Source organism: Mesorhizobium sp. ISC11 (assembly GCF_037162595.1).
Lineage (GTDB): Bacteria > Pseudomonadota > Alphaproteobacteria > Rhizobiales > Rhizobiaceae > Mesorhizobium > Mesorhizobium ciceri.
The window spans coordinates 5,314,690-5,336,222 of record NZ_JAVSPW010000001.1 but is presented as its reverse complement, the minus strand read 5'-3'; the positions used below and the strand labels follow the sequence as shown (position 1 = coordinate 5,336,222).

Below are 21,533 nucleotides of genomic sequence, written 5' to 3'. Positions count from 1 at the left end.
TCGACAATTCCAAGCGTCGGCAGGTCACGAATGCGCCTGCCCTGCCTTCAATTGCTGTGTTCCGGGCCGGCTCCAAGGTTCGGTCCAACACAATGGCCGGAGTCACCGCGAGAGCTGCCGGGACTCATCATGAGCGGATTAGCTTTCGAGAAACTGACGAGTTTGCGAAGAGTTCACAAAGGGGTAGCCGCAGTCATGTTCTTCAGAGCTGCGGGAAATCCTCAATGTTCATTTCTTGCCCAGCTCAGGCTTCCCGCCAACGCTATCCTGTTGTGGGATGTCAGAAGAATAAGAAGCATCCGGTCGTCCGTCGCGAACGACCGTAGTGGAGGAGCCGCGAAACAAGATCAGCACTGATTCCTTTGGCGTTGCCGCTATGTGAGTCTGCGCCTGCGCCTGCGCCACCAAGCCGTTAAAGGTCTGCTCCACGAGTGCGACGAAGCGCGGTGGACCGGAAACGAAGACGAGGCCATTGCCTGGCACGGGTTTGACCACATAGCGCTCGTCGGAGATATCAAGCTTGTCGAGAGCCCCCTTGAACGCATCGAAGCGAATCGACGTCATCAAAAGCATTCGAGTTTGCGATTCTTGTGCAGCAGACACATAGAGCACAAGGCCGTCATAGTACCATTGTAGACCGTAAAGGTTCGTCAAGCGGTCGAGGAACGCGCGCGGTGGCAAATCAGGCATACGTCCGCGAATTCGCCCCTTCACCGCAGGACTGATGTTGACCCTGATATTCAGGTTGTTGCCGAATTCCTGCAACGCTGCAGCGAGCTCCTGATCCAGAACCGTGTATCTATAGGGTGTCGCCGGAAGGGACAGCGGGACTGCATGCGCCGGGTGAATCCCGGTGGACAGAAAAAACCCGGCACAAAGAAGTCTCAAAACATGCAGGGTGACGGGTTGGATAAGCGTTCTCGGCATGTCGCACTGATAAACCAAACGCTGAAATCATCACAAGTGACTAAATTGCCGAAGAGATTTTAGATTGTCGAAATGACGCCGCCGTTAGTCAGCTTGTTGTCAGCTTGCCCCCCTAGGAGTGTTGCGCCGACACCGGGTGATGAATGGGCGGGGCTCGCCCGGTCAGAGAGAGCAACCGAGTCCTTACATGATGATGCCTGTCACGTCGATCTCTGCCACTCTAACGGCTGGCCTCCCCAGGGTCGGATCACCGTCGATTGTCGAGCAGGCCCAGTTTGAGCGCGCCTTAGGGCATGCAGCCGACTCGCTGAAAAACGATGCCGCCGCGGGGCCAGCGAGTGCGGCGCCAGTTGCTGCGGCGATGGATGTTCAGCGCGCGGCTGCGCCGACGAGCGGCATGGGCGATCGCGTGTTGCAGACGATTTCCTCCCTATATCCACACAACACTGTTTCCTTCCCCGCGCTCGACCATGACATAGCCCTTTCGAAGGGCGCTCTACCGGGACCGGCGCAGAAGCTTCCCGTTCCAGGTGAGGCGGGAACCGGAATCTCGGGCATTCCCCAACAAGGGCAAGACTTCGAAACGATGATGGCTGGTCTTCGGGATGTTTACAACGGCGTCACCCAGGTGGCGCTTATCTCCAAAGGCGTCAGCGGCGTCACATCATCCGTGAATAAACTTTTGAAGGAAGGCTGAACCGCGCGCATGATTGGCTTGGCCGAGGGCGAAATCATGCGTGGCCTGTCAGGGTGGCGGTCGGTTAGACTTGTCATGCTGCCAGTTCTCGTCGCCCTCACTGCTTGCAAAGCCGACCTCTACACGCAATTGCAAGAGCGTGAGGCAAATGAAATGCTCGCACTTCTTGAAGACAACGGGGTCGCCGCGATCCGGGTGGTCGCCAAGGATGGAACCAGCACGATCCAGGTTGACGAAAAGCTGCTCGCCTTCTCAATCAACCTTCTGAACGCCAAGGGGCTGCCGCGCCAATCCTTCAAGAACCTCGGTGAGATATTCCAAGGATCAGGCCTGATTGCCTCGCCGACCGAAGAGCGTGCCCGTTACGTGTATGCCCTGAGCGAAGAGTTGTCGCGGACGATCAGCGATATCGATGGCGTTTTTTCTGTACGTGTTCACGTCGTGCTGCCGCATAACGACCTTGTGCGAGCCGGTGCCACGCCATCCTCGGCCTCGGTGTTTATCAGGCACGACGCAAAAACAAATGTCGCGGCTCTGCTGCCAAAGATAAAGATGCTTGTAGCCGACAGCATCGAAGGCCTGTCCTACGATAAGGTGGAAGTGGTTTTGGTGCCGGTAGAACGTTCCGCACACGAGCAACGGCCCGATCCGACTGCTGTTTTGCCACAAGCATCACTACCTCTTCCTGCGCCACTTCTGGCGACCGTAACAGGTTTTGCCGCAGCCGTATTCGCCGTGGCCTGTTATCTCTTGATCGGCGTTGTTACGCGTCGGCGCAAGCAATCAACCGGCGTTTCCAAGGTCGAGGGGCGCCGGGATGCTTCTGCTGTCGAGGCCATTCGCAAAAGAATGCCTGCAATTGGACGTGGGTGACATCTCATTGCCAATGCCTATACAGACCGCCCGACCTGATGGTCCGCACTTTCCGGGCGCGAGCGAGCTTGCGGCTTCGGCCCATCCAACCCGTCTTGCGGCGCGTCTTGATCCAGCGTTATCGGCCGAAACGTTAGTGAAGTTGCAGAAGTGTTCCAGACTGCATCCAAGGCTGGCAGAATTGCTGGGCAACGATGACGTGGATCTGAACCACATCGGCTGCAGGCCGGACCTTCTACGCGGGCATGATCCATATCGAGCGACCCTTCTTGCTGGTAGTATCTGGCATGCCCGTTCGCTGGTCGCGTTTGTCTCTCAGCCTGAGCTTGCCATCCTTGTTAAACGCATCGGCGTGGATGCACACGCATTCGGAATCCGACACCTGCTGCATGCTGTTGACAAAAGACTGATCTCGGACCCAGAAAAACTCGCTCAGCAAATCGAATACGATGGACACGCATGTCTTGGAGCTTGGCTCCAGGACAGTTCAGCGACCGAGCGTAACCGCGTGCTTCTTCGATTGCCCGAGGGGACTGCCGCGGAGACTCCAGCACATGAGCATTGGACCGCCGCCGGCCAATTGCTTTCACTTGTAGTAGCTCATTTTGAGACAGAGACCCCGGTGAAATGACAGTCGAACTTTCCGAGGGGCCAATAGCGCCGCAGATGCGTCCAGTCGGACCACTGATACCCGCGAGCGAGCTCGAAACCTGGCACAGCGCCGCGCAAGCCCTTGCCGCGGCAGAACGGCATCGGCAGCGCGTTCGAAACTGGGCACGCGCGGTTTACCAGCGGGCGTGGGCGCGCGGCCACATGGAGGGCTCGAATGCAGGCACCGAGGAGATGGCAGGGTTGATTGCGGAGACAATCTCCGAAATCGCGCGACGAAAGGCGGCTCTGGAGCAGGAATTGCCGCAGCTCGTGATGGAAATATTGAGCGATCTTATCGGCGCTTTCGATCCGGGCGAGCTATTGGTGAGGGCTGTTCGTCACGCCATAGAGTGTCAATACAGCGGCGCCGACGTTTGCCTTCATGTTTCTCCCATGCAAGTCGACATGCTTGCACGAGAGTTTGCTCGATGCGACGGCCAGGATGGTCGACCAAGGGTGCGGATCGAGCCCGACCCGACATTGTCGCCGCAACGCTGCGTGCTGTGGAGCGAGTACGGCAATGTTGACCTTGGACTTGACGCCCAGATGCGCGCGCTGCGCCTTGGTTTCGGGACGCTCTGTGAGAAAGGCGAGCTATGAGAAAGCCCGTCCCAGAACATAACGCTGACGCCCACACTCGAGCTCTCGTTCCAGCAATCTCGTCTTTGAGGGCTGCGGCCAAGCGAATTGACACGCGTGCGGTGCGCGGTCGGATCACGCGGGCTATCGGCACACTGGTTCATGCCGTCTTGCCAGACACTCGTATTGGGGAACTTTGCCTCCTAGAGGACCCGCGAACCGGGCTGTCGCTCGAGGCCGAGGTGATCGGCCTGTCGGGTGATGGTGTATTGCTGACACCGATCGGGGACTTGGTGGGCCTATCCAGCCGCGCAGAGGTCGTGGCCACTGGCCGAATGCGTGAGGTGCCCGTCGGCGGCGATTTGCTCGGTCGCGTGATCGACAGTCGTTGCCGCCCATTGGACGGCAAAGGCGAAATCAAGACCGTCGAAACTCGGCCCCTGCATGGCAGAGCCCCCAATCCGATGACGAGGCGCATGATTGAGCGGCCATTCCCGCTTGGGGTCCGTGTCCTCGATGGTCTGCTGACGTGCGGCGAGGGCCAGCGGATCGGGATTTATGGCGAGCCAGGTGGTGGCAAGTCGACGCTGTTGTCACAGATCGTAAAGGGTGCCGCCGCTGACGTCGTCATAGTGGCGCTCATAGGCGAACGTGGACGGGAAGTTCGTGAATTCATCGAAAGGAATCTTGGTGAAGAGGGCCTTCTCCGTACGGTCGTCGTGGTTGAAACATCCGACCGCTCGGCGGTAGAGCGTGCGCAATGCGCTCCAATGGCGACTGCGCTCGCGGAATATTTCCGCGATCAAGGCCTACGCGTTGCTCTCATGCTGGATTCGCTGACGCGCTTCTGCCGCGCTATGCGCGAAATAGGCCTTGCTGCGGGTGAGCCGCCGACGCGACGGGGCTTTCCTCCTTCCGTTTTTGGCATGCTGCCAGGCCTGCTCGAGCGCGCCGGCATGGGTGAGCGGGGCTCAATCACGGCCTTCTATACGGTGCTTGTAGAGGGTGATGGCACGGGTGATCCAATCGCCGAGGAATCGCGTGGTATTCTCGATGGCCATGTCATCCTCTCACGCGCTATTGCGGCGCGATCGCATTTCCCCGCTATTGATGTGCTGCAGAGTCGCAGCCGCGTCATGGATGCAGTCGTTTCGGGGACACATCGCAAGGCAGCATCCATTTTCCGCGAGCTCCTGTCGCGCTATGCCGAGACCGAGTTCTTGATCAATGTTGGCGAATACAAGCCAGGTGGAGATCCCCTGACTGACCGGGCTGTCGCGTCAATCGACGAACTGAGGGAGTTTCTGCGCCAGAGCGAAGATGACGCGTCAGATTTCGAGGAGACGGTCGCATGGATGTCGCGTCTGACCGCGTAAACTGGATTCAGTCTTCGAGTATACGGCTTCTGAAGGAAATGCAAGAGCGTCGTGCCCTTGGCGAGCTGTCCAAGAAGGAAGCCCAGCGCGATGTGGCCGCCTCAGCCGTACAAAATGCCTCTAGGGAGCTTGCAATGATACAGCAACATTGTTCAAGAAAAGAAGCAGCGCTCTATCAGCATCTGATGTCACTCGACAACTTGTCTAGCGCAGCGCTCGACCGTCACCGCCTTCACACTGAACAACTTGCCGCTGAGATCAATTCCAGACGGCAGATGCTTGATGATACCCAAATCGCTCAAGAGGAGGCTGAGATGGCGGCGTCCAGGACGAGGGAGCTATGGGTCATATGTTCGGCGGCAAGGGACAAATGGCAACAAATCGAGGACGACGTGCGGCGCGCCGTCGAGACTCATTCGGAGGCCGCAGCCGAGATCGAGGCCGACGATGAGATACTGCTGAAATATGCGAGGGGGTCGCTTGCCTAAATGCCGCGCAACCGGATCCGACGGTCGCAAGAGGTCGTCCGAATGACACGACCGTGCAGTCTTTGATAGGCGCTGCGGTCACACCCGCCATGTTCGAACCAGTTCTGAAACTGTCCCACACGGTTGTCTCGTGGCTCAATGATACAGCAGCGCCGCGCACGCCGTTTCAAAGCCGGATCAACGAGGTGCCGCTATCGGTGCGAACGGCAGGGCTTGTCTGGCAGCAGGAACCTGCTGCCATTCCGATGCTTGACTGCGTCTGGAGAGTGGGAGCCGAAACGGTCATCTTGTCACTGTCGCGCCCGCTCGTAGAGGAGTTCATCACGACAGTGCAGAACGGCTTGGCCTTCCCTTCCGAGCCAACTGCTTCGCTAATTCTCGAACTCGCTCTGGAGCCGCTTGTCACTCGACTGGAGGAGACGACGCGTCTGAACGTGCAACTCGTGCGGGTATGCGAAGCCACGATGCTGGCTCCTCATCTTGAACTCGACATCATTTTCGGCGCGGTCAAGGGCAAGGGCCGTCTATTCCTGTTCACGCCACTTGACGGCTTAGTACCGCCTGCGTTTCGCGCGCTAGGCGAACTGCTTGCCCAGTTGCCGCGGCAGCTGGGCGGGCTGCCTCCAGAGCTCCCGCTCATTGTTGCAGGAGAGGTCGGCACGCTTCGCCTTCCTGCGGCGCTTCTTCGAAGCGCATGTGTCGGTGATGCATTGTTGCCCGATATTGCGCCGTTCGGCCGCGGCCAGATCACCCTAGCTGTCGGCCAGTTGTGCGCCGAGGCGGATCTTGACGGCGATGAATTAATCTTGCGGGGGCCTTTCCGCCCGCGACCGTGTCCTTTGGAGAGTGCGCATATGACACAACCCGGATCGCAACTGGAGCTTACTAAGGATCTCGACGATGTCGAGATCGTGCTTGTCTTTGAATGCGGCCGCTGGCCTATTTCTCTTGGGGAATTAAGAAGTGCCGGCGAAGGGCATATTTTTGAACTTGGATGGCCGATCGACGGCCCGGTCGACATAGTGGCCAATGGTCAGCGTATCGGGCGTGGCGACATTGTCCGCATCGGAGAAGAGCTGGGCATCAGGCTGCGTGGCGGGTTTGCATGCAATGAGTGAAGCTCAGCCGACAATCCTGGCGCTTCTTGCGGTTACCGCCGGACTCGGTCTGCTGGTTTTAGCAGTTGCCACGACAACGGCCTTTGTAAAGGTATCAATTGTTCTTTTCCTCGTCCGCAATGCGCTCGGGACCCAGACCATACCACCCAATGTGGTGCTGTACGCCGCGGCGATGATCCTCACTATGTTCGTTAGTGCGCCCGTTGCTGAGCAGACCTATGACCGCATGTCGGATCCCAAGCTCCACTATCAGACATTCGACGACTGGGTAAGCGCCGCTAAAGCCGGAAGTGAGCCCTTGCGCGAGCATCTCAAGAAATTCACAAATGAAGAGCAGCGGCGATTTTTCCTATCTTCGACAGAAAAGGTCTGGCCAGAGGAAATGCACGCTGCAGCCACGCCTGATGACTTTGCAATACTTGTACCATCTTTCTTGCTATCAGAATTGAAGCGCGGATTTGAGATAGGATTTCTACTTTATCTGCCTTTTATTGTTATAGATCTGATAGTGACAACTATCTTGATGGCAATGGGTATGTCGATGGTCTCACCAACTGTTATATCTGTCCCGTTCAAGATCTTCTTGTTTGTTGCCATTGATGGTTGGTCAAAATTGATGCATGGGCTTGTGCTGAGTTATACGTTACCGGGAGGCTGATCATCACTGAATCCAGCATCATTACTCTTATGAGCCAATCACTGGTGGTTTTCATGATCTGGATTCTACCGCCGCTCATTGCATCAGTGGTTGTCGGCCTCGTCATCGGCATCCTCCAGGCGGCGACGCAGATCCAGGATGAAAGCTTGCCGCTCACCGTGAAGCTTCTGGTCGTTGTCGCGGTGATTGGGCTGTTTGCTCCTGTGCTAAGCGCCCCGCTCATAGAGCTAGCCGATCAGATCTTCACCGAGTTTCCCGCAATGACACTTAGCTACTAGTCCGCCCCATGGACGCGCCATCGGCCGATATTCAAATTCTGATCCAGACGGCTTTCGAACTCGTCGTTGCGGCAGGTCTTGGGGCAGCCCGCGCGATGGGCATCATGCTGATCTTTCCCGTATTCACACGCTCGCAGATCAGTGGGCTGATCCGGGGCTGTTTGGCTGTTGGCTTCGCACTACCATGCCTGGCACACGTCAGCGGCGGATTGCCGGCGCTGGATCCTGATACGCGCCTGATCCAGCTAACCCTGCTCGGATTCAAGGAAGTTTTTGTCGGTGTACTCCTTGGCACTTTTCTTGGCATTCCGCTTTGGGGCCTTCAGGCTGCCGGGGAGCTTATCGACAACCAACGCGGCATCAGCAGCCCGACCGCTTCGGCCGATCCCGCGACGAACAGTCAGGCTTCCGCGATGGGCGTTTTTCTGGGGATCACTGCGATTGCCATATTCGTCGGATCAGGAGGCCTGGAAACTTTGATCAGTGTCCTGTACCGCAGCTACTTGATCTGGCCGGTGTATCAGTTTCACCCGACACTGAGCGGGCCAGGAGCAATGGAGTTGTTGGGGCTTCTCGACAGCATAATGCGCACGGCATTATTGGTTTCGGGGCCTGTCGTGTTCTTCCTGATACTGATTGATATATCGATGATGCTGCTGCGTCGCTTTGCCCCGCAATTTAAGGCGAGCCAACTGTCTCCGGCAATCAAGAACATTGTCTTTCCAGTTCTCATGGTCACCTACGCTGCCTATCTGGTGGAGAGCATGAAACTGGAGGTCACACGTGCCAACGGCGTGCTGGAGTGGTTCGACAAATTGCTGCCATGAGCGACACAAGTGAAGAGAAGACACACGCCGCCAGCCCGAAGAAGTTAAGTGAAGCGCGCAAAAAAGGACAGCTGCCACGTAGCTCCGATTTCGTCCGCGCGGTCGGGACTTGCGCTGGGCTCGGCTACCTTTGGCTAAGAGGCAGCGTGATCGAGGACAAATGCCGGGAAGCGCTCCTATTAGCCACCAAGTTGCAGAGCCTACCTTTCGATACCGCGGTGCCGCAGGCATTGGTTGTGCTCGTCCAACTCACAGTCGCGGCTGTTGGCCCGCTGCTTGGAACCCTTGTCGCCGCGGTGATTTTGGCCAGCCTGCTAGCCAATGGTGGATTTGTCTTCTCTCTGGAGCCGATGAAGCTCAGCTTTAAGAAAATTGACCCCTTTGAAGGGCTGAAGCGCTTGGGGTCTGCTCGTTCCATGGTCGAAGTCTGCAAGACCATGTTCAAGGTATTGGTTCTCAGCGCAACCTTTTCCATTGTCCTTCTCGGGATGTGGAAGACAATGGTCCCTCTGCCGATCTGCGGCATGGGCTGTGTTGGCCTCATCTTTATGGAGACAAAATTGCTGATGGGAATTGGCGCCGGCGCACTGCTGGTCGGCGGACTGATCGATCTTCTGCTCCAGCGCGCGTTGTATCTGCGCGAAATGCGCATGACCAATACCGAAGTGACGCGCGAGTCGAAGGATCAGCAAGGAGCGCCAGAGTTGAAAGGTGAACAGCGTCGCATCCGCGAGGAGGCGGCCGACGAGCCTGCGCTTGGCGTGCATCGCGCCACGCTGGTCTTAACAGGAAGGGCGGTCCTGATCGGTCTGCGTTACGTTCGCGGTGAAACCGGGGTGCCGTTCTTAGTTTGCCGTGCCGAAGGTGAGCGCGTTTCACATGTGTTGAGCGAGGCGCGGGCACTACGCCTGACGATCGTCCATGACCATGTCTTAGCGCGTCAGCTGATAGGCACTACAAAACTCGGCCACGCGGTTCCTATGCAATATTTCCAGCCTGTCGCGAAAGCATTCTTTGCCGCAGGCTTGGCCTAGTCATGGAAGTCCACGACTGCCCAGTTCAAAACTGACCTGGCTCCATGCTAGTGGCAAATGTCGGCTGGCCATCCGTGCCCCAGTGTCTCTGTCAGGCCAACCGCGCAACCGCGGGCCTGGGGCAATCACTCCCCTCGGATCTGCCACCCAGCAACTACGGCAAGTCCTCCGGGCATGACCTTGCAGCCTCTGCTGGCCGGTGCGTGGCGCAGTCCGAGGTTTTGAGGCCGGCAGTGCGGATTTGATTGGTGCAGCCGTTGGAATGCCCTCGTCAGCTAGTCGTCAACTAAGCGCCCTATGTTGAACAGCCGTGCTAACTTGAGCTCGGTTGCGAAACATAGGAGTACGAATCGTCATGTATGGTCGAATTGGTGGCTCATCCGATAGTTACCGCGCGCATAATGCCGGCGAGCAATCGGATGCAGGAAGCGAAGGGTTCGCGGACACATTTGCCCGAATGCACTTATCCGGATCGGAAGGTAGCGGCGCCTCATCATCGGCGGCTCCCCAAGCATACTCCCTCAATTCCCGACCTCCTGTGGTGGAGATCAACAGGACTTCCTTCAGGAGACAGGTGAGGCAATTTCATGGTGATGAAATCACGCACATCGCCGACAATCCTCAAGAGTATTCGGAGTTCGTATCGTCACGAGCCAGGCGCACCGCGGACGTTGCTCAGCAATATGGCATCCGTCGAGATACGGAGCACGCGCGATATTTCAGTTACCAATTGGGAGACCGGAGTGCCGGACTGCTGAGAATGGAAGGCGGATTCAGCATGAACGAGTTCGAATCGGAAAGTTGGCGGGAACAATTTCCTGGTCGAACTGAGGTCACTTCCATAGTGGATCTTCAAGTCGCCCATCCGCTCGTCGAAAATGCGGGCGATATTCTGCTGGAGCATCAACTTCGGATAGACGGCGACCGACCGTTGCTGAATTGGCGTGCGGCTAATCCGGAAGCACAAGCGCGCGCGCAGACGATGGGGTTTGTTGAAGTGGATCATGGCGACCTGGTGCTTGACCCTACGCAGCATCCCGACAAATGGACGAAGAACAGTGCCGGTGAGTGGCAGCGTGCAGGCAAACCTCCACTCTATCTCCACAAAACCGAGGATAGCGACAGCAGCGATAGCGGGTCCGACGACGATTTCATGTGATTTGTCGACCCGCCGCCGAGCCTTGCAACTGGTGACGGTTGCAAGGCTGTTGGCAGTGAATGCTAATTGTCCGGCGACAGCCCCGCCTTAGCGCCAGCGCCGCCGAGCAATCCAGCCCATCTCCCAGACAATAAACTGCGGATGCGCATCGTGGGTGCTTGCGAGCGGATTGTATTCGGGCCGGAACTCCGCCTCTTGGAACCGAGCTCTCCCGAATCCAATTTTCTCCACCACACCGTTGGGTCGTTGCGATGCGCCGATCCCGATCGGATCGGCTATGCCTGCTCCGCGCTCGCAGGAAGACCTTCCGCCTCGATCTTGGCGGCGCGATCTCGGCGATAAGTTGGATGGGAGGCAAGATACGCCGCCACGTCAACAGCCGGTAACGCGACATCGCAAATCGGCCCTGACGGTAGCCGATCGACTCCAATCGCCGGACCGCAACTCGCGCAGCGGCATTCGCGGTTTGGCCAGGAGAAATGCTCGCTGACTCACAGCGTGGCCGGCCGCATTCTGAGTGCCCTGTCATGCAGCCTGCGCCGACGGGAGCTCGGCACGCGAATGGCGTGGTTGGCGGCCAAGCCCTGAGGTCAACAAGGACTTACAGAAAGCGGGGGTGAGTTTGCCGCGATGAATTATGACCTTCTCGCGACCGGACCTAGCATCGGCTTCCTCTCGCTCTCGATTGTAGCCGCGCTGTTCGTTGGATTTAACGTGGCAAGCGGTGAATTCGGAATCAGCCAGCCCTTCCAAGTTTCTGGCCATGACGGGGCGACTCGTGTGGATGTGCACCCACATCGGGCTCGGCATCGCACCATTGACCAGCATCTTGGGCTGCAGCTTCATCTCAAACAGCTTTCCTGGCTCGCCACGCAGCGCGACCGGTGCCTCCGGCGGCATCAATTCGTCGGCATTGCACAAATGTTCCAGGTATTTTTGCGCCGGAAATGCGTAGGTCTTCATGCAATCAGTCGTAATGCCGGCTTTTCCTTCATTCAATGCGTTGGCCTGTCCCAGCACCATGTTCAGCAACCCTTTGAGCTGGTCTGTGCGTTCGTGCACTTTGGGTAGCTGGGTGGAGGTGAGTAGCAGGCGTACATTACGCCCCTGCAACCCGGCGAGACAGGTTTGCATCTCAATGGCCTGGGCTCGCAGGTACTGGGCCACATCGTCCACGACCTTACCGGCCTCCTCAGGCTTCATCTGGCGCACTTGGGAGACGACGCTTTGCTGACCGGCCAGATCGAACTGCAAAAGTTCGTCCAATCGTTTGAGCCGCTCCGTCAATACCTCCATTGACAACGCGGCGCCCCCGATTGTCGAGCCTGCCCCCGACGAACTCGCAGCCACCTCTTGCGCTCTCACCTGTGTACTCGCAACTTGATCCGAGCGCGCGAGAACCTTGGCTGCTGGCACTGTGCCGGCGTTCGCAGCGACTGGTGTTGATGGCTGCCCGGCGGCAGAAGTCCCGGCGCGAGCTGCCGACTTATGCTTTGACTTCCCTTTCCTTCGCGCTGTAGTGCCTTCTGACACTGCAGCCGTACCAGCAGTGTCAGCCGGTATCGCAGCGCCTGCCCTGGCCGGCATCGCAGCGCCCGCCTGGGCCTGTGGCGCCATGATGGCTGACGGCGGAGACTGCAGGTTCAACAAGTGCATGGCATCGTGCGCAGTGATCCATGCATCGTCCACGATCCGTTCGAACAGTTTCAATGGGAGGCCGGCATCTGGGTAGGTATGGCTTAGCTTGGTATGCACCTCGTGCAACGCCAATCCAAAATCCGAAAGCCGCTCCATGATTTTTTCTACAACCGCGCAATCATGAGCGTTGAGTGTTTTGCCATCATCCATTATGCCCTTCGCCAAAGAGAGGGCGCGAAGAGCTTCTTGAGCGGCGCTTGCCATCAGCTGCACCACTCCATTTCGACCGACGAGGAGTTCCTTCAAATCTGGCTCGAACCTGCTCGCCCGCAGTTCAATCTTGGCCCGCGCAAGACCGATCCGCTCACGGACCAGCCAGATCCTGACACTCAGTACCGAGCCGGCACGCAGCCGCAGTGCGCACCGCTCGGCTTCCCGCATCACGGGCGTTCCACTGGATAGGCTAGCGGTGGCAGCGCAGGCGGATCGCTGCCGTTCGGAGCGCCATGCCTTTTTTTCCCACCACTTAATTGCCGCCGTATGGTGGTTCTCCACATTTAAAATCAACAGCTCCTGCCGGTCCGCCTGGGAGTAGGAGTAGAGTTTATCGACCATACCTGCCGCTTTCTTGGTCTTTTTGTCCAATTTCGTGATCGTCGACAGGCCAAGTTTGTCTACTTCATTCGCGGCGTCGCACACGATCTGGCAACATCTACGCACCTTGTCGTCTGGCATAATTGTCTGCGCCTCAGCCGCAGGCAGGCTAGCGCGGTACTCCAGAATTGCTGAGGCTGCATCGACGACCCCACTGATCAGCTCCACCGCCTCCTCGGGGACGTCGGTTTTCCTGGCCGCAGCCTCGCAATCAGTCAGTTGTTGAACAAGACTGTTCATTCTGAGCTGTGTCGGACTGATATCTTTATTTGACGATGAGCTGGTGCCTTCCACCTGCGCGGTTGATAGTTGGCTACCGACCGGCGCCATGGCTTCGCCCTCAGACATGGAGGGAGAACCGCGCCGCCTTGCGGCTGCGCCACGTGGCGCTACGGTTCCGCGTGGTGGCGCAGCGGCTCCACGTGGCGGTGTGTTCAGGATTTGATCTTCGCCAATCGAGGCGCCTGGCAGACTTTCGCGGGCATCGCCTGGACCGCGCGCAACTGGAAGGGAGGAGGGCCTCCTATCGGCGTCCCCAGAGCGCATCTGCTCCACAACGGAATCGAATGACTGTCCACCTTCTCCCGCAGCAAGACTTGATTGCGAAAGGGAACTGCTCGCCCGCCCCGCGCGGCTGGCTCCAGTTTCAGCCTGCGATTTCCGTGGTCGGCCAATGCCCTTCATATTGCGTCTCCGTAGTAGGCGAGAATGTGCTGCTATTGTGCTGGCGGCTGACGAGACCAGCGGCATCTTTCGGTTAACGTCACGGTCAGCCAGACCCGCGACGGCGTAATGTTCCCGCCAAAGTGCTTCTCAGTAGCAGGCCAAGATTGGCCCGAGCTCACAGGACTTTCGCAACGTTGCCATCGATGTCCTGAGATTATCAGCGCTTCAGTCCGCCGATTTCCAGGAACAGCGAATGAAATCAGACCAACTCGGCTAGCTCCCCTTCCTAGACACGTGCCTGACGATTTTATTGATGCGTCACTCCTCTCGTTCGCCACCGACAAAGTCACACATTTGCTTCAGAGAAGCGTGTGCGTTGCGTATCACGCGGACCATTTCGATCTATAGTTACAAAAAGTGTCGAGACGGGACCTTTGGATCCGAAGGTCAGGCACGGCCGGCCTAGATAGACCGCTTGGCTGACGATTAGCTGACGATGGGAGTTCTCACGAACAGGGCAAGAAAATCCGACCGCTTCAAGCTTTCGATATGGTGAGAAGAGGATCCGCACCGGCCTCCCAAAGCCGGCAGACCATCCCATGTTCGTACGGTCGCCGACCTTCTCGAAGCCAATGAGCTCACCGCGCCGGGCCGTGATGTGCAGGCGAGAGAATGGTGATGCAAAGACCGAGTTCCTGCTCGTTGCGTGCGCCCGTGGAGCCAGCAAGAATACGGTCATTGCGGTCATGCAGCACGTGGACCGTGTCTCCTGTTCGACACCACAGCATCGAGGATGCAAACGAGCTGCTGCGGCTGCCATTCGGTCGCGGCATGCGTGGACGGCGGGATTGGCCGAACAGCCGAGATCGTGGTCGACTGTTCGATGCGAGAGCAACATCCTGCAGAGCATACGTTTTTGCGCTGGCCGGTTTTTGTCAAAAGCCGTCAGGTTCTCGAAAGCTCCCGCCCTTAGCTTGATCGAGGCTAACCTTTAACACGTCGCCGCCAATGGCAAATGCCGGAGTACCTGATGATAGCAGCAATTGGGAGTGGAGTTGGCAACCTCGGGACTTCCTTGATCCGAAAGGGCCATGGGGATTCGAAATCCGAGCATTCTGGTGATGGCAAGCCGGCTGATGGCAATGATGGCAAGCCAGCTGGTGGGAATGATGGCAAGGCAGCTGGCGGGAACGATCGGGCGGATAACCGGACCGTTTCAAATGATCAACTTCAAGACAACTCACAGTCTGCAGCACAAAGTGAAGCCTTCCAAAGTATCCTGCGATCGTTCGCGTTCCAATTCGCGAACGATGCGATGGCTGAGGCCGATGAAGCTTTGGATGACACAGAAGATGCCTGACGCGGGAAAATCCGGCGTGAGGTCATACAGGCCGTTATTGACGGCACAACTCCAACAGAAAAAGGAATGATCATGGCTGCAGTTGATAATAATAAAAAATCAGGCAATACCAATACCAGTAGCGCCGGCAATACCGATAAAACTAACAGTGGCACTCCCGGCAATACAAGCGGAGCTGATGCTACTGCTTTTCAGGCGCAAGTGCAGGAACTAACCAATGTTAGCTTGGAGGCGACGAAAAGGAGTGTCCAGTTGCGCACTCTAACGACCAATCTCCAGACCATCAAGAAGGCCGCCGACGAACGCGTTTCGTAATGTCGGAAGCGGGTTTTAGACTGCCCCCTAGCGCGTCTCCTTATTGACGCGACGTAGTCCCGAAATGAGCCGCATGGCAATTGCCATGCGGCTTCTATCCTGTTTGAGAGATGCTCTGTGGATGACGCCGTTTCCCTCCGTTTCGAAGTGCGTTCGGGGCACTATTGCGGTCTGACCGGCAAGACGGATCTTCAAAAGTGTTTAATCGGCAGCGGCTTCGATGCCGATTTGGTCTTTGTCGAGCAGGGACTGGCACCGCATCACCTTCGTGTAACTCTTCTTGGCAAGTCGATCGAACTGGAGGCGCTTGCACCCGGACTCAGTATCGAGGGCAACCGGAATATCGCCGCAGGCCAGTCCGTTGTTGTGCCCCTTCCTGTCGTCCTGCTCGTAGGCGAGATGTCCATTGCTTTGTCCGTGCAGGATGCAGAGCCGCCTGGTTCGACCGGCATACCGCGCCTACCGATCGGTGTGCTCGCCATGGTCATAATCAGCTCACTCGGGATCGGCGCGCTTTCAGGCACGATCTCCTATCTTGGCAATGCAAGTGGATCGAGCCCCAATTCACTTCGGGCTGAAGTCGCGTCCAGAACGATCAGTCACCGCGCTGACAATGAACTTACGGAGGCAGCGGCCCAAGAGCTGCAGGAGGAAGTCGATCGAGCGGGTCTTCTCGACGTCAAGATTGGGTCGGCAAAGGGTGTTGTGACCGCCGAAGGCACCGTCACGTCTGAATCGGTCATCAGTTGGCAGAAGCTTCAGCAATCGTTCGATCGTCGCACCAAGGGTACTCTAACACTGGTGAACGGAGTGCTCATCAAAGAGGAGAAGGCGCCATCCGCAATCGCGGTCGAAGCTGTGTGGCATGGGGTCCAACCATATATTGTCATCGACAGCGAGAAGTATTTTGTCGGCGCCATTTTGGCTGATGGATGGGTGGTCGAACGTATTGAGGACAGCCGTGTGCTGCTGAGCAGGAATGGCCGCATTGCTGCTCTCCAATATTGAAAGCTCGCAGGCCCCATCAAGCAGCACTCTATGGCCAGCCAAACATCCTGTCGCGCTCGGTGCTGACAAGCTGGCTGCGTTGGAAACATTTGCTGCCCAGCCATTTCGCGCCTGCTTGTGGCTCTCATGCAGGGTCACGCGCTGGCCAAGGCTGAGGCGCCTTCGGAGTTCGAAAGCCACGTTTCATGGCGTAACAGCAGAGTAAGTCTCAACCGATTGCAAAGGTGTCTCGATGGCCAACGTCCTGCGTGACTTCATCAAGCGTGCGCCGGCCAGCCCGGATTTAATGGTTGCGTTGATGCTGCTTCTGGCTGTCGCGATGATGGTCATGCCTATCCCGGTCGTGGTGGTCGACGCCCTGATAGGATTCAATATGGGGTTGGCCATACTGCTGATGATGGTTGCCCTGTATGTCAGTACTCCACTTGATTTTTCCTCTTTGCCCGGCGTTATTTTGATTTCCACTGTATTCCGTCTCGCGCTCACGGTCGCAACGACGCGACTGATTCTGGCCGAGGGGGAGGCCGGCAGCATTATTCATACTTTTGGCGATTTCGTCATTTCAGGCAATATCGTGGTGGGTTTCGTCATATTTCTGGTCGTCACCATGGTGCAATTCATGGTCCTCGCGAAGGGTGCCGAACGGGTGGCAGAAGTGGCGGCGCGTTTCACGCTGGATGCTCTGCCGGGCAAGCAAATGGCGGTCGACGCAGAGCTACGCAACGGCCACATCGATGCCAACGAATCCCGCCGGCGGCGCGCCGAATTGGAGAAGGAAAGCCAACTCTATGGCGCGATGGACGGCGCGATGAAATTTGTGAAGGGCGATTCCATCGCCGGGCTGGTGGTTATCTGCATCAACATGCTGGGTGGAATTTCGATCGGCCTGCTCTCCAAGGGCATGTCCTTCGGCGAGGTACTGCATCACTACACTCTGCTGACGATAGGCGATGCATTGATATCGCAGATTCCGGCCCTTCTGCTCTCCATTACTGCGGCGACCATCGTCACCCGTGTGACTGGGACGGCGAGGATCAACCTCGGTACAGAAATGGTCAGTCAGCTCACGGCCAGCACTCGAGCCTTGCGACTGGCGGCCGGCGTCCTGGTTGTAATGGGGTTCGTTCCTGGGTTTCCCCTCCCCGTCTTTCTGATGCTGGCCGCAGTGTTCGCTGCGGTAAGCATTGTCAAGGCTGATGTGCTGGGCGCCGGCACTGCCGATGCGAAAGGTGGAACTGCAGCGGAGCCTAAGCAAGCCGCGCCTGCGAAGGAATTCCCGATCGCATTTTTTCTAGCGCCAGATCTTATGCAGGCGGTCGATCAAGCCGAATTGCAAAAACATATTGGGCGCGTTTCGCTCCTGGTCACAGCCGATCTGGGCATTATCGTTCCTCGCATCCCTGTCTTGGTTGACGAGCAGCTGCCTGAATCGCAATTCCGAATTGATGTCGAGGGCGTGCCAGTCGAACAGGACGCCTTAGATCCAAACCAGATGGCGCTCCGAGCCGATGTAGCGCACGTCGACTCGAGCGGTGTCCCCCTTAGACGTGAGCCGAAAACGGACAGACTCCCGGTTGAACATACCCCTGCAAAGGCCCTTACGGGCGCCGGCACGGAGCATAGGGCTCCCGGCGAACTCCTCGCCTTGCGCGTCCATGCAGCGTTGACCCGCTACGCACCGCGATTGGTGGGCATCCAAGAGACCCGACATTTCCTGGGCCGAATGGAGCAGGAATATTCTGAGCTTGTGAAAGAGGTGCTACGCACGACGCCGATTCCTCGGATTGCCGATGTTCTGCGCCGCCTCCTGGAGGAAGGTATCCCAATCCGCCACACCCGTCTCGTGTTGGAGGCATTGGCCGAATGGAGCGAGCGTGAGCAAAACGTTGCCCTGCTGACGGAATATGTCCGTTCTGGTTTGAAGCGACAGATCTGCCACCGCCATGCCAACACGGAGGGCATCGTGTCCGCCCTGGTCGTCGAGCGCGAGAGCGAGGATGTGATGCGTGGCGCGGTTCGAGATTCGGATGCAGGCCCCTATCTCGCACTGGAGGATCGGCAAAGCGAAGCGATGCTATCACAGATACGTCAGGTCCTTTCGAACGCAGAACCGGGTCAAACCCGCCCTATTCTGTTGACGTCGATGGATGTCCGACGTTTCGTCCGCGGCTTTCTGACGCGAAACGGGGTTGATCTCGCCGTGCTGTCTTATCAAGACCTCGCCTCCGACTTTACAATTCGCCCCGCAGGATCCGTCACACTCCCGCACGGATCGAACAGCGGATTGTTAGAGTAGTCCCACCTTTCCTAACTGAACGCCACGCGCCTCCCCGATAACTGAGAGATAACATGAATAGCAATACAGTTTCTCCATCGCCTATGTTTCTGCGCCGGAACTCACTTCTTTTTGCCGTACTCGCCATTCTGCCTTTGGGCGGTTGCGCCAGCTGGCAAAAGCCGGCTCTTTCCGTGCAGGAGACATCTTCCCCCGAGTTGCTCAGCGCCGATCAAATCGATCCGGCTATGCGCGAACGCATTTTGCGCGAAGTTGGTCAGGATGTTCAAGAGCGGGCTTTGCGGGATGAGGTGAAGCAGCACCCGGACAATGTTGATGCGGCGATACGACTTACAAATGCCTTGGTGGGCCAGAAGCGCCCGCACGAAGCGGTTGAGGTGCTCGACAGCGTCTTGGTTGCAGCCCCAGGAAACGTACGTGCATTGAATGCGAAGGGCGTGATTTTGGACATTGAGGGGCGGCATGACGCGGCACAGGCCCTGTATCGGCGAGCTCTCGAAAACGAGCCAGGCAATCAGATGGTGCAGCATAACTTCAATCTGTCGCTTGCCTTTAACGGCAAGTCCAAACAACCAAGGTTAGCACGATCGCAATAGGTGGGCACAGTGCATGCGCAGCCTGTTCCCCGGCTCGAACACGCGCTCGGCTCCCATCATAGATGGCCCCCTGAAGAGAGCCATATCTATGCAAAACAGTTGCTCCAGATCTGGCCGGCAGAGATCGGCAGGAGAGCCGGATGACATCACGCGGCCACCCGCAAGGCCACCCGCCTCGCTTCGTTGCCAGAGCGCCCTCTCCCTCGCCGGTCACCGTCTCGCAATGCGGCGACCTGGCTTAAGGCGGTCGACCGAGCGCCCGATGCAGTAGCCATGAATACGTAACGCAGCGATGGACCCGCCGGATCGTGTCGCGCTTGTGCTGGCCGTCCCTGCCATTACAGCACGGTGATTGTAGCTGGATCATATTCTAGAGGCATCGATGGTGTGGATGCCTTCGATCCAAACAATCGATTTGTTGAATTCGTCCGCCTGAGGAAATTAGCTGCGGCGATCCGACTTCCGACGCCTGCAGGCGCAAAACCAACAGCGTGAGCGCTGCGGGTCCGGAGGCAGGCTGCAAAGTGCAATCACCAGCGCTGATAAGCGGCAAGTGAAGAATGTATCGCTCGGGCGACTCCTGTGTTGTGCACGGTTGCCCCGCGAGGTGAACTGTAGCAGCTTGGCAGCTCAGCGTTCACGAAAGGAGAAAAGATTTGGGGCCAAGCAAAGACCGGCTTTTTTGATTGTCTTGCTGTATCGCTATGGTGGGGCGGGCGCGACCGCTCCCATAATTCAATACGCTGCCTTTAGCGATGGACGATGACGGGATGCGTCGCCGAGACTTCAATGGTGGAGGAGCAGCGCACCCGTCGATCCATTTGCTTTCAGCGGCAACCGCCACTATGAAGCGACACTTCGCCCAACTGTGTTTTAAGCTGCCCGGAGAAGTTTATGACAGAAGAACCCCACAAGACCGACATCCTCATCGAGCTCACTGCCGATGTTGTATCAGCCTACGTCTCCAACAACCCCGTCCCGGCGGGGGAGCTTCCTGCCCTGATCGCCCAAGTGCACGGGGCTCTAAACGGCACGGCTGGACTCATACCGGCAGAAGAGCCTGTGCCTGTAAAAAAACCTGCTGTCCCGATCAAAAAGTCGATCGAACCGGACTACATCATTAGCCTTGAAGACGGCAAGAAATTCAAATCGCTAAAGCGCCATCTGGCGACGCACTATGGTCTGACCCCAGACGAATATCGCGCCAAATGGGGTCTGCCGTCGGATTATCCCATGGTGGCGCCGAATTACGCCGCTGCGCGCTCCGCCTTGGCCAAGACCATGGGACTCGGCCGCAAACCGAAAGAGCCGGAAGCCCCAGCCACGGCGCCGGCGAAACGGACCCGCAAGAAGGTCGCAGCCTAAATCCGTATCAACAGTCGTTCGGACGCGCAGCAGCCGTTGGCCCAATCTGCGCGGAATCAAAGGGCGGGGATGAGCCCCGCCTTTCCCGTCCAAGAGCCTCATTTCCAGAGTAATTCATGATGGCTCCAGCAATCCCTGCCGCGGCATTAACTTGCATGCTCCGGCCCGGGTTTCGAGCCGTCAATGCGTTCCGGCGATGACGAACCTTGCCAAGGCTTTCCCGGACCGTTAGCCAACCTTGCTGAGGCTGCCTGCAGAGGACTTTCCCGTGCGGCGATCCTGTTCCACCTCGTAGTTGATCTTCTGGCCCTCATTAAGGGTCGACAGGCCCGCTCGTTCAACAGCGGAAATGTGGACAAAGACATCCTGACCGCCGTTGTCAGGCTGAATAAAACCAAAACCCTTCGTGCTGTTGAACCACTTCACCGTTCCAGTCGCCATATCCATTCCTTTGTAATAAGTCGCAACTTAGGCAGGCCATTCACGCCAGCCTGATTTGTACACGAGACTTTAGGCGCATCAAAATCGGAAAATTGCAAGGCCCACTCGATCGCCTGATCTCCAGCAGCAACTGCAACATATGCGAGGCGCGTGCCAGACGAGGCGTATGCCAGACGTTTCGTCGTGCGCTGTCGCTCGAACGTTGACAGAAACAATGACACACCTTGCAAACTCGGCACATCTTGTGGACGTGCTCGGGTCGCTTCTCGACTGCGATACCCGCTCCTGACCGGGTATCGTCGGCCAAAATGAGGGTTTTTGTCATGTGCCGCCAGACCGAAAGATCAGGCGCGCAGCGACCTGCACATTCAAACCGGAACCCGCGAACCTCGATTAGCTTCTGCCTGCTCCGAAGGGCGGTAGCCTGCTCTGAGGCGGGCCACTGTCGGGTTGAAAACCAACTGTCGGGTTCGGAACCCCAGATTGTCGGCAAGGTACGCGCCGCCCACTGGTTGGCCAAAGGGGCACT

21 protein-coding genes are annotated in these 21,533 nt (G+C 57.6%); 18 read left to right on the top strand and 3 right to left on the bottom strand.

Annotated features, from left to right (window positions below; all coding sequences use genetic code 11):
- Nucleotides 1–228: 228 nt before the first annotated feature.
- On the bottom strand, nucleotides 229–927 hold the full coding sequence (locus tag RPF88_RS25785; protein ID WP_024505367.1) for a secretin N-terminal domain-containing protein: 699 nt from the start codon (nucleotides 925–927) through the stop codon (nucleotides 229–231).
- 187 nt (nucleotides 928–1,114) lie between these two features.
- On the opposite strand from RPF88_RS25785, the gene RPF88_RS25780 reads away from it, so the two are divergent.
- The 12 genes from RPF88_RS25780 (at nucleotide 1,115) to RPF88_RS25725 (ending at nucleotide 10,665) form a co-directional block, all read left to right on the top strand.
- The gene (locus tag RPF88_RS25780) at nucleotides 1,115–1,624 is read left to right on the top strand and encodes a nodulation protein NolB (RefSeq protein ID WP_024505368.1); all 510 of its coding nucleotides are present in this window, start codon (nucleotides 1,115–1,117) and stop codon (nucleotides 1,622–1,624) included.
- 9 nt (nucleotides 1,625–1,633) lie between these two features.
- Nucleotides 1,634–2,497 (top strand): type III secretion system inner membrane ring lipoprotein SctJ, encoded by an 864-nt coding sequence (sctJ, locus tag RPF88_RS25775; protein ID WP_024505369.1) that lies wholly within the window; start codon nucleotides 1,634–1,636, stop codon nucleotides 2,495–2,497.
- A complete protein-coding gene (locus tag RPF88_RS25770) occupies nucleotides 2,442–3,128 on the top strand; it encodes a nodulation protein NolU (RefSeq protein ID WP_210326671.1) in 687 nt (228 codons plus the stop codon). Before sctJ ends, RPF88_RS25770 begins: the two co-directional genes overlap by 56 nt.
- Complete coding sequence (gene sctL, locus RPF88_RS25765; protein WP_024505371.1) at nucleotides 3,125–3,748, top strand: type III secretion system stator protein SctL; 624 nt, start codon at nucleotides 3,125–3,127, stop codon at nucleotides 3,746–3,748. Before RPF88_RS25770 ends, sctL begins: the two co-directional genes overlap by 4 nt.
- The gene (sctN, locus tag RPF88_RS25760) at nucleotides 3,745–5,103 is read left to right on the top strand and encodes a type III secretion system ATPase SctN (protein WP_063169268.1); all 1,359 of its coding nucleotides are present in this window, start codon (nucleotides 3,745–3,747) and stop codon (nucleotides 5,101–5,103) included. The genes sctL and sctN overlap by 4 nt, the downstream gene beginning before the upstream one ends.
- Nucleotides 5,079–5,591, top strand: coding sequence for a hypothetical protein (locus RPF88_RS25755; RefSeq protein ID WP_063169269.1), 513 nt, complete (start codon nucleotides 5,079–5,081; stop codon nucleotides 5,589–5,591). The genes sctN and RPF88_RS25755 overlap by 25 nt, the downstream gene beginning before the upstream one ends.
- Before the next feature lie 89 nt (nucleotides 5,592–5,680).
- Nucleotides 5,681–6,709 carry a type III secretion system cytoplasmic ring protein SctQ gene (gene sctQ / locus RPF88_RS25750; RefSeq protein WP_095769044.1) on the top strand — a complete coding sequence of 343 codons (1,029 nt, stop codon included), beginning with the start codon at nucleotides 5,681–5,683 and terminating at the stop codon, nucleotides 6,707–6,709.
- Nucleotides 6,702–7,367, top strand: coding sequence for a type III secretion system export apparatus subunit SctR (gene sctR / locus RPF88_RS25745; RefSeq protein ID WP_029354851.1), 666 nt, complete (start codon nucleotides 6,702–6,704; stop codon nucleotides 7,365–7,367). The genes sctQ and sctR overlap by 8 nt, the downstream gene beginning before the upstream one ends.
- 29 nt (nucleotides 7,368–7,396) lie before the next feature.
- A complete protein-coding gene (locus RPF88_RS25740) occupies nucleotides 7,397–7,645 on the top strand; it encodes an EscS/YscS/HrcS family type III secretion system export apparatus protein (protein WP_081714428.1) in 249 nt (82 codons plus the stop codon).
- Between the two features lie 8 nt (nucleotides 7,646–7,653).
- The gene (gene sctT / locus RPF88_RS25735) at nucleotides 7,654–8,472 is read left to right on the top strand and encodes a type III secretion system export apparatus subunit SctT (RefSeq protein WP_063169270.1); all 819 of its coding nucleotides are present in this window, start codon (nucleotides 7,654–7,656) and stop codon (nucleotides 8,470–8,472) included.
- The gene (locus RPF88_RS25730; protein ID WP_024505377.1) at nucleotides 8,469–9,506 is read left to right on the top strand and encodes an EscU/YscU/HrcU family type III secretion system export apparatus switch protein; all 1,038 of its coding nucleotides are present in this window, start codon (nucleotides 8,469–8,471) and stop codon (nucleotides 9,504–9,506) included. Before sctT ends, RPF88_RS25730 begins: the two co-directional genes overlap by 4 nt.
- Before the next feature lie 355 nt (nucleotides 9,507–9,861).
- Nucleotides 9,862–10,665, top strand: a complete 804-nt coding sequence (locus RPF88_RS25725) for a hypothetical protein (protein WP_024505378.1) — start codon at nucleotides 9,862–9,864, stop codon at nucleotides 10,663–10,665.
- A 525-nt stretch (nucleotides 10,666–11,190) separates the two neighbouring features.
- Here the strand turns inward: RPF88_RS25725 and RPF88_RS25720 are convergent.
- Nucleotides 11,191–13,305, bottom strand: a complete 2,115-nt coding sequence (locus RPF88_RS25720; protein WP_224570035.1) for a hypothetical protein — start codon at nucleotides 13,303–13,305, stop codon at nucleotides 11,191–11,193.
- 1,348 nt (nucleotides 13,306–14,653) lie between these two features.
- On the opposite strand from RPF88_RS25720, the gene RPF88_RS25715 reads away from it, so the two are divergent.
- The 6 genes from RPF88_RS25715 (at nucleotide 14,654) to RPF88_RS25690 (ending at nucleotide 20,563) form a co-directional block, all read left to right on the top strand.
- A complete protein-coding gene (locus RPF88_RS25715) occupies nucleotides 14,654–14,983 on the top strand; it encodes a hypothetical protein (protein WP_081714433.1) in 330 nt (109 codons plus the stop codon).
- 72 nt (nucleotides 14,984–15,055) lie between these two features.
- Nucleotides 15,056–15,298, top strand: coding sequence for a nodulation protein NopA (locus RPF88_RS25710; protein WP_224570034.1), 243 nt, complete (start codon nucleotides 15,056–15,058; stop codon nucleotides 15,296–15,298).
- A 117-nt stretch (nucleotides 15,299–15,415) separates the two neighbouring features.
- Nucleotides 15,416–16,306, top strand: a complete 891-nt coding sequence (locus RPF88_RS25705) for a SctD/MshK family protein (protein ID WP_024505382.1) — start codon at nucleotides 15,416–15,418, stop codon at nucleotides 16,304–16,306.
- A gap of 232 nt (nucleotides 16,307–16,538) precedes the next feature.
- Nucleotides 16,539–18,602 (top strand): type III secretion system export apparatus subunit SctV, encoded by a 2,064-nt coding sequence (sctV, locus tag RPF88_RS25700; protein ID WP_063169272.1) that lies wholly within the window; start codon nucleotides 16,539–16,541, stop codon nucleotides 18,600–18,602.
- Nucleotides 18,603–18,655: 53 nt separating this feature from the next.
- Nucleotides 18,656–19,198 (top strand): tetratricopeptide repeat protein, encoded by a 543-nt coding sequence (locus RPF88_RS25695; RefSeq protein ID WP_081714429.1) that lies wholly within the window; start codon nucleotides 18,656–18,658, stop codon nucleotides 19,196–19,198.
- An 894-nt stretch (nucleotides 19,199–20,092) separates the two neighbouring features.
- The gene (locus tag RPF88_RS25690) at nucleotides 20,093–20,563 is read left to right on the top strand and encodes a MucR family transcriptional regulator (RefSeq protein WP_024505385.1); all 471 of its coding nucleotides are present in this window, start codon (nucleotides 20,093–20,095) and stop codon (nucleotides 20,561–20,563) included.
- A 228-nt stretch (nucleotides 20,564–20,791) separates the two neighbouring features.
- Here the strand turns inward: RPF88_RS25690 and RPF88_RS25685 are convergent, their stop codons facing one another.
- Nucleotides 20,792–21,004 (bottom strand): cold-shock protein, encoded by a 213-nt coding sequence (locus tag RPF88_RS25685; RefSeq protein ID WP_127249593.1) that lies wholly within the window; start codon nucleotides 21,002–21,004, stop codon nucleotides 20,792–20,794.
- Nucleotides 21,005–21,533: the final 529 nt, after the last annotated feature.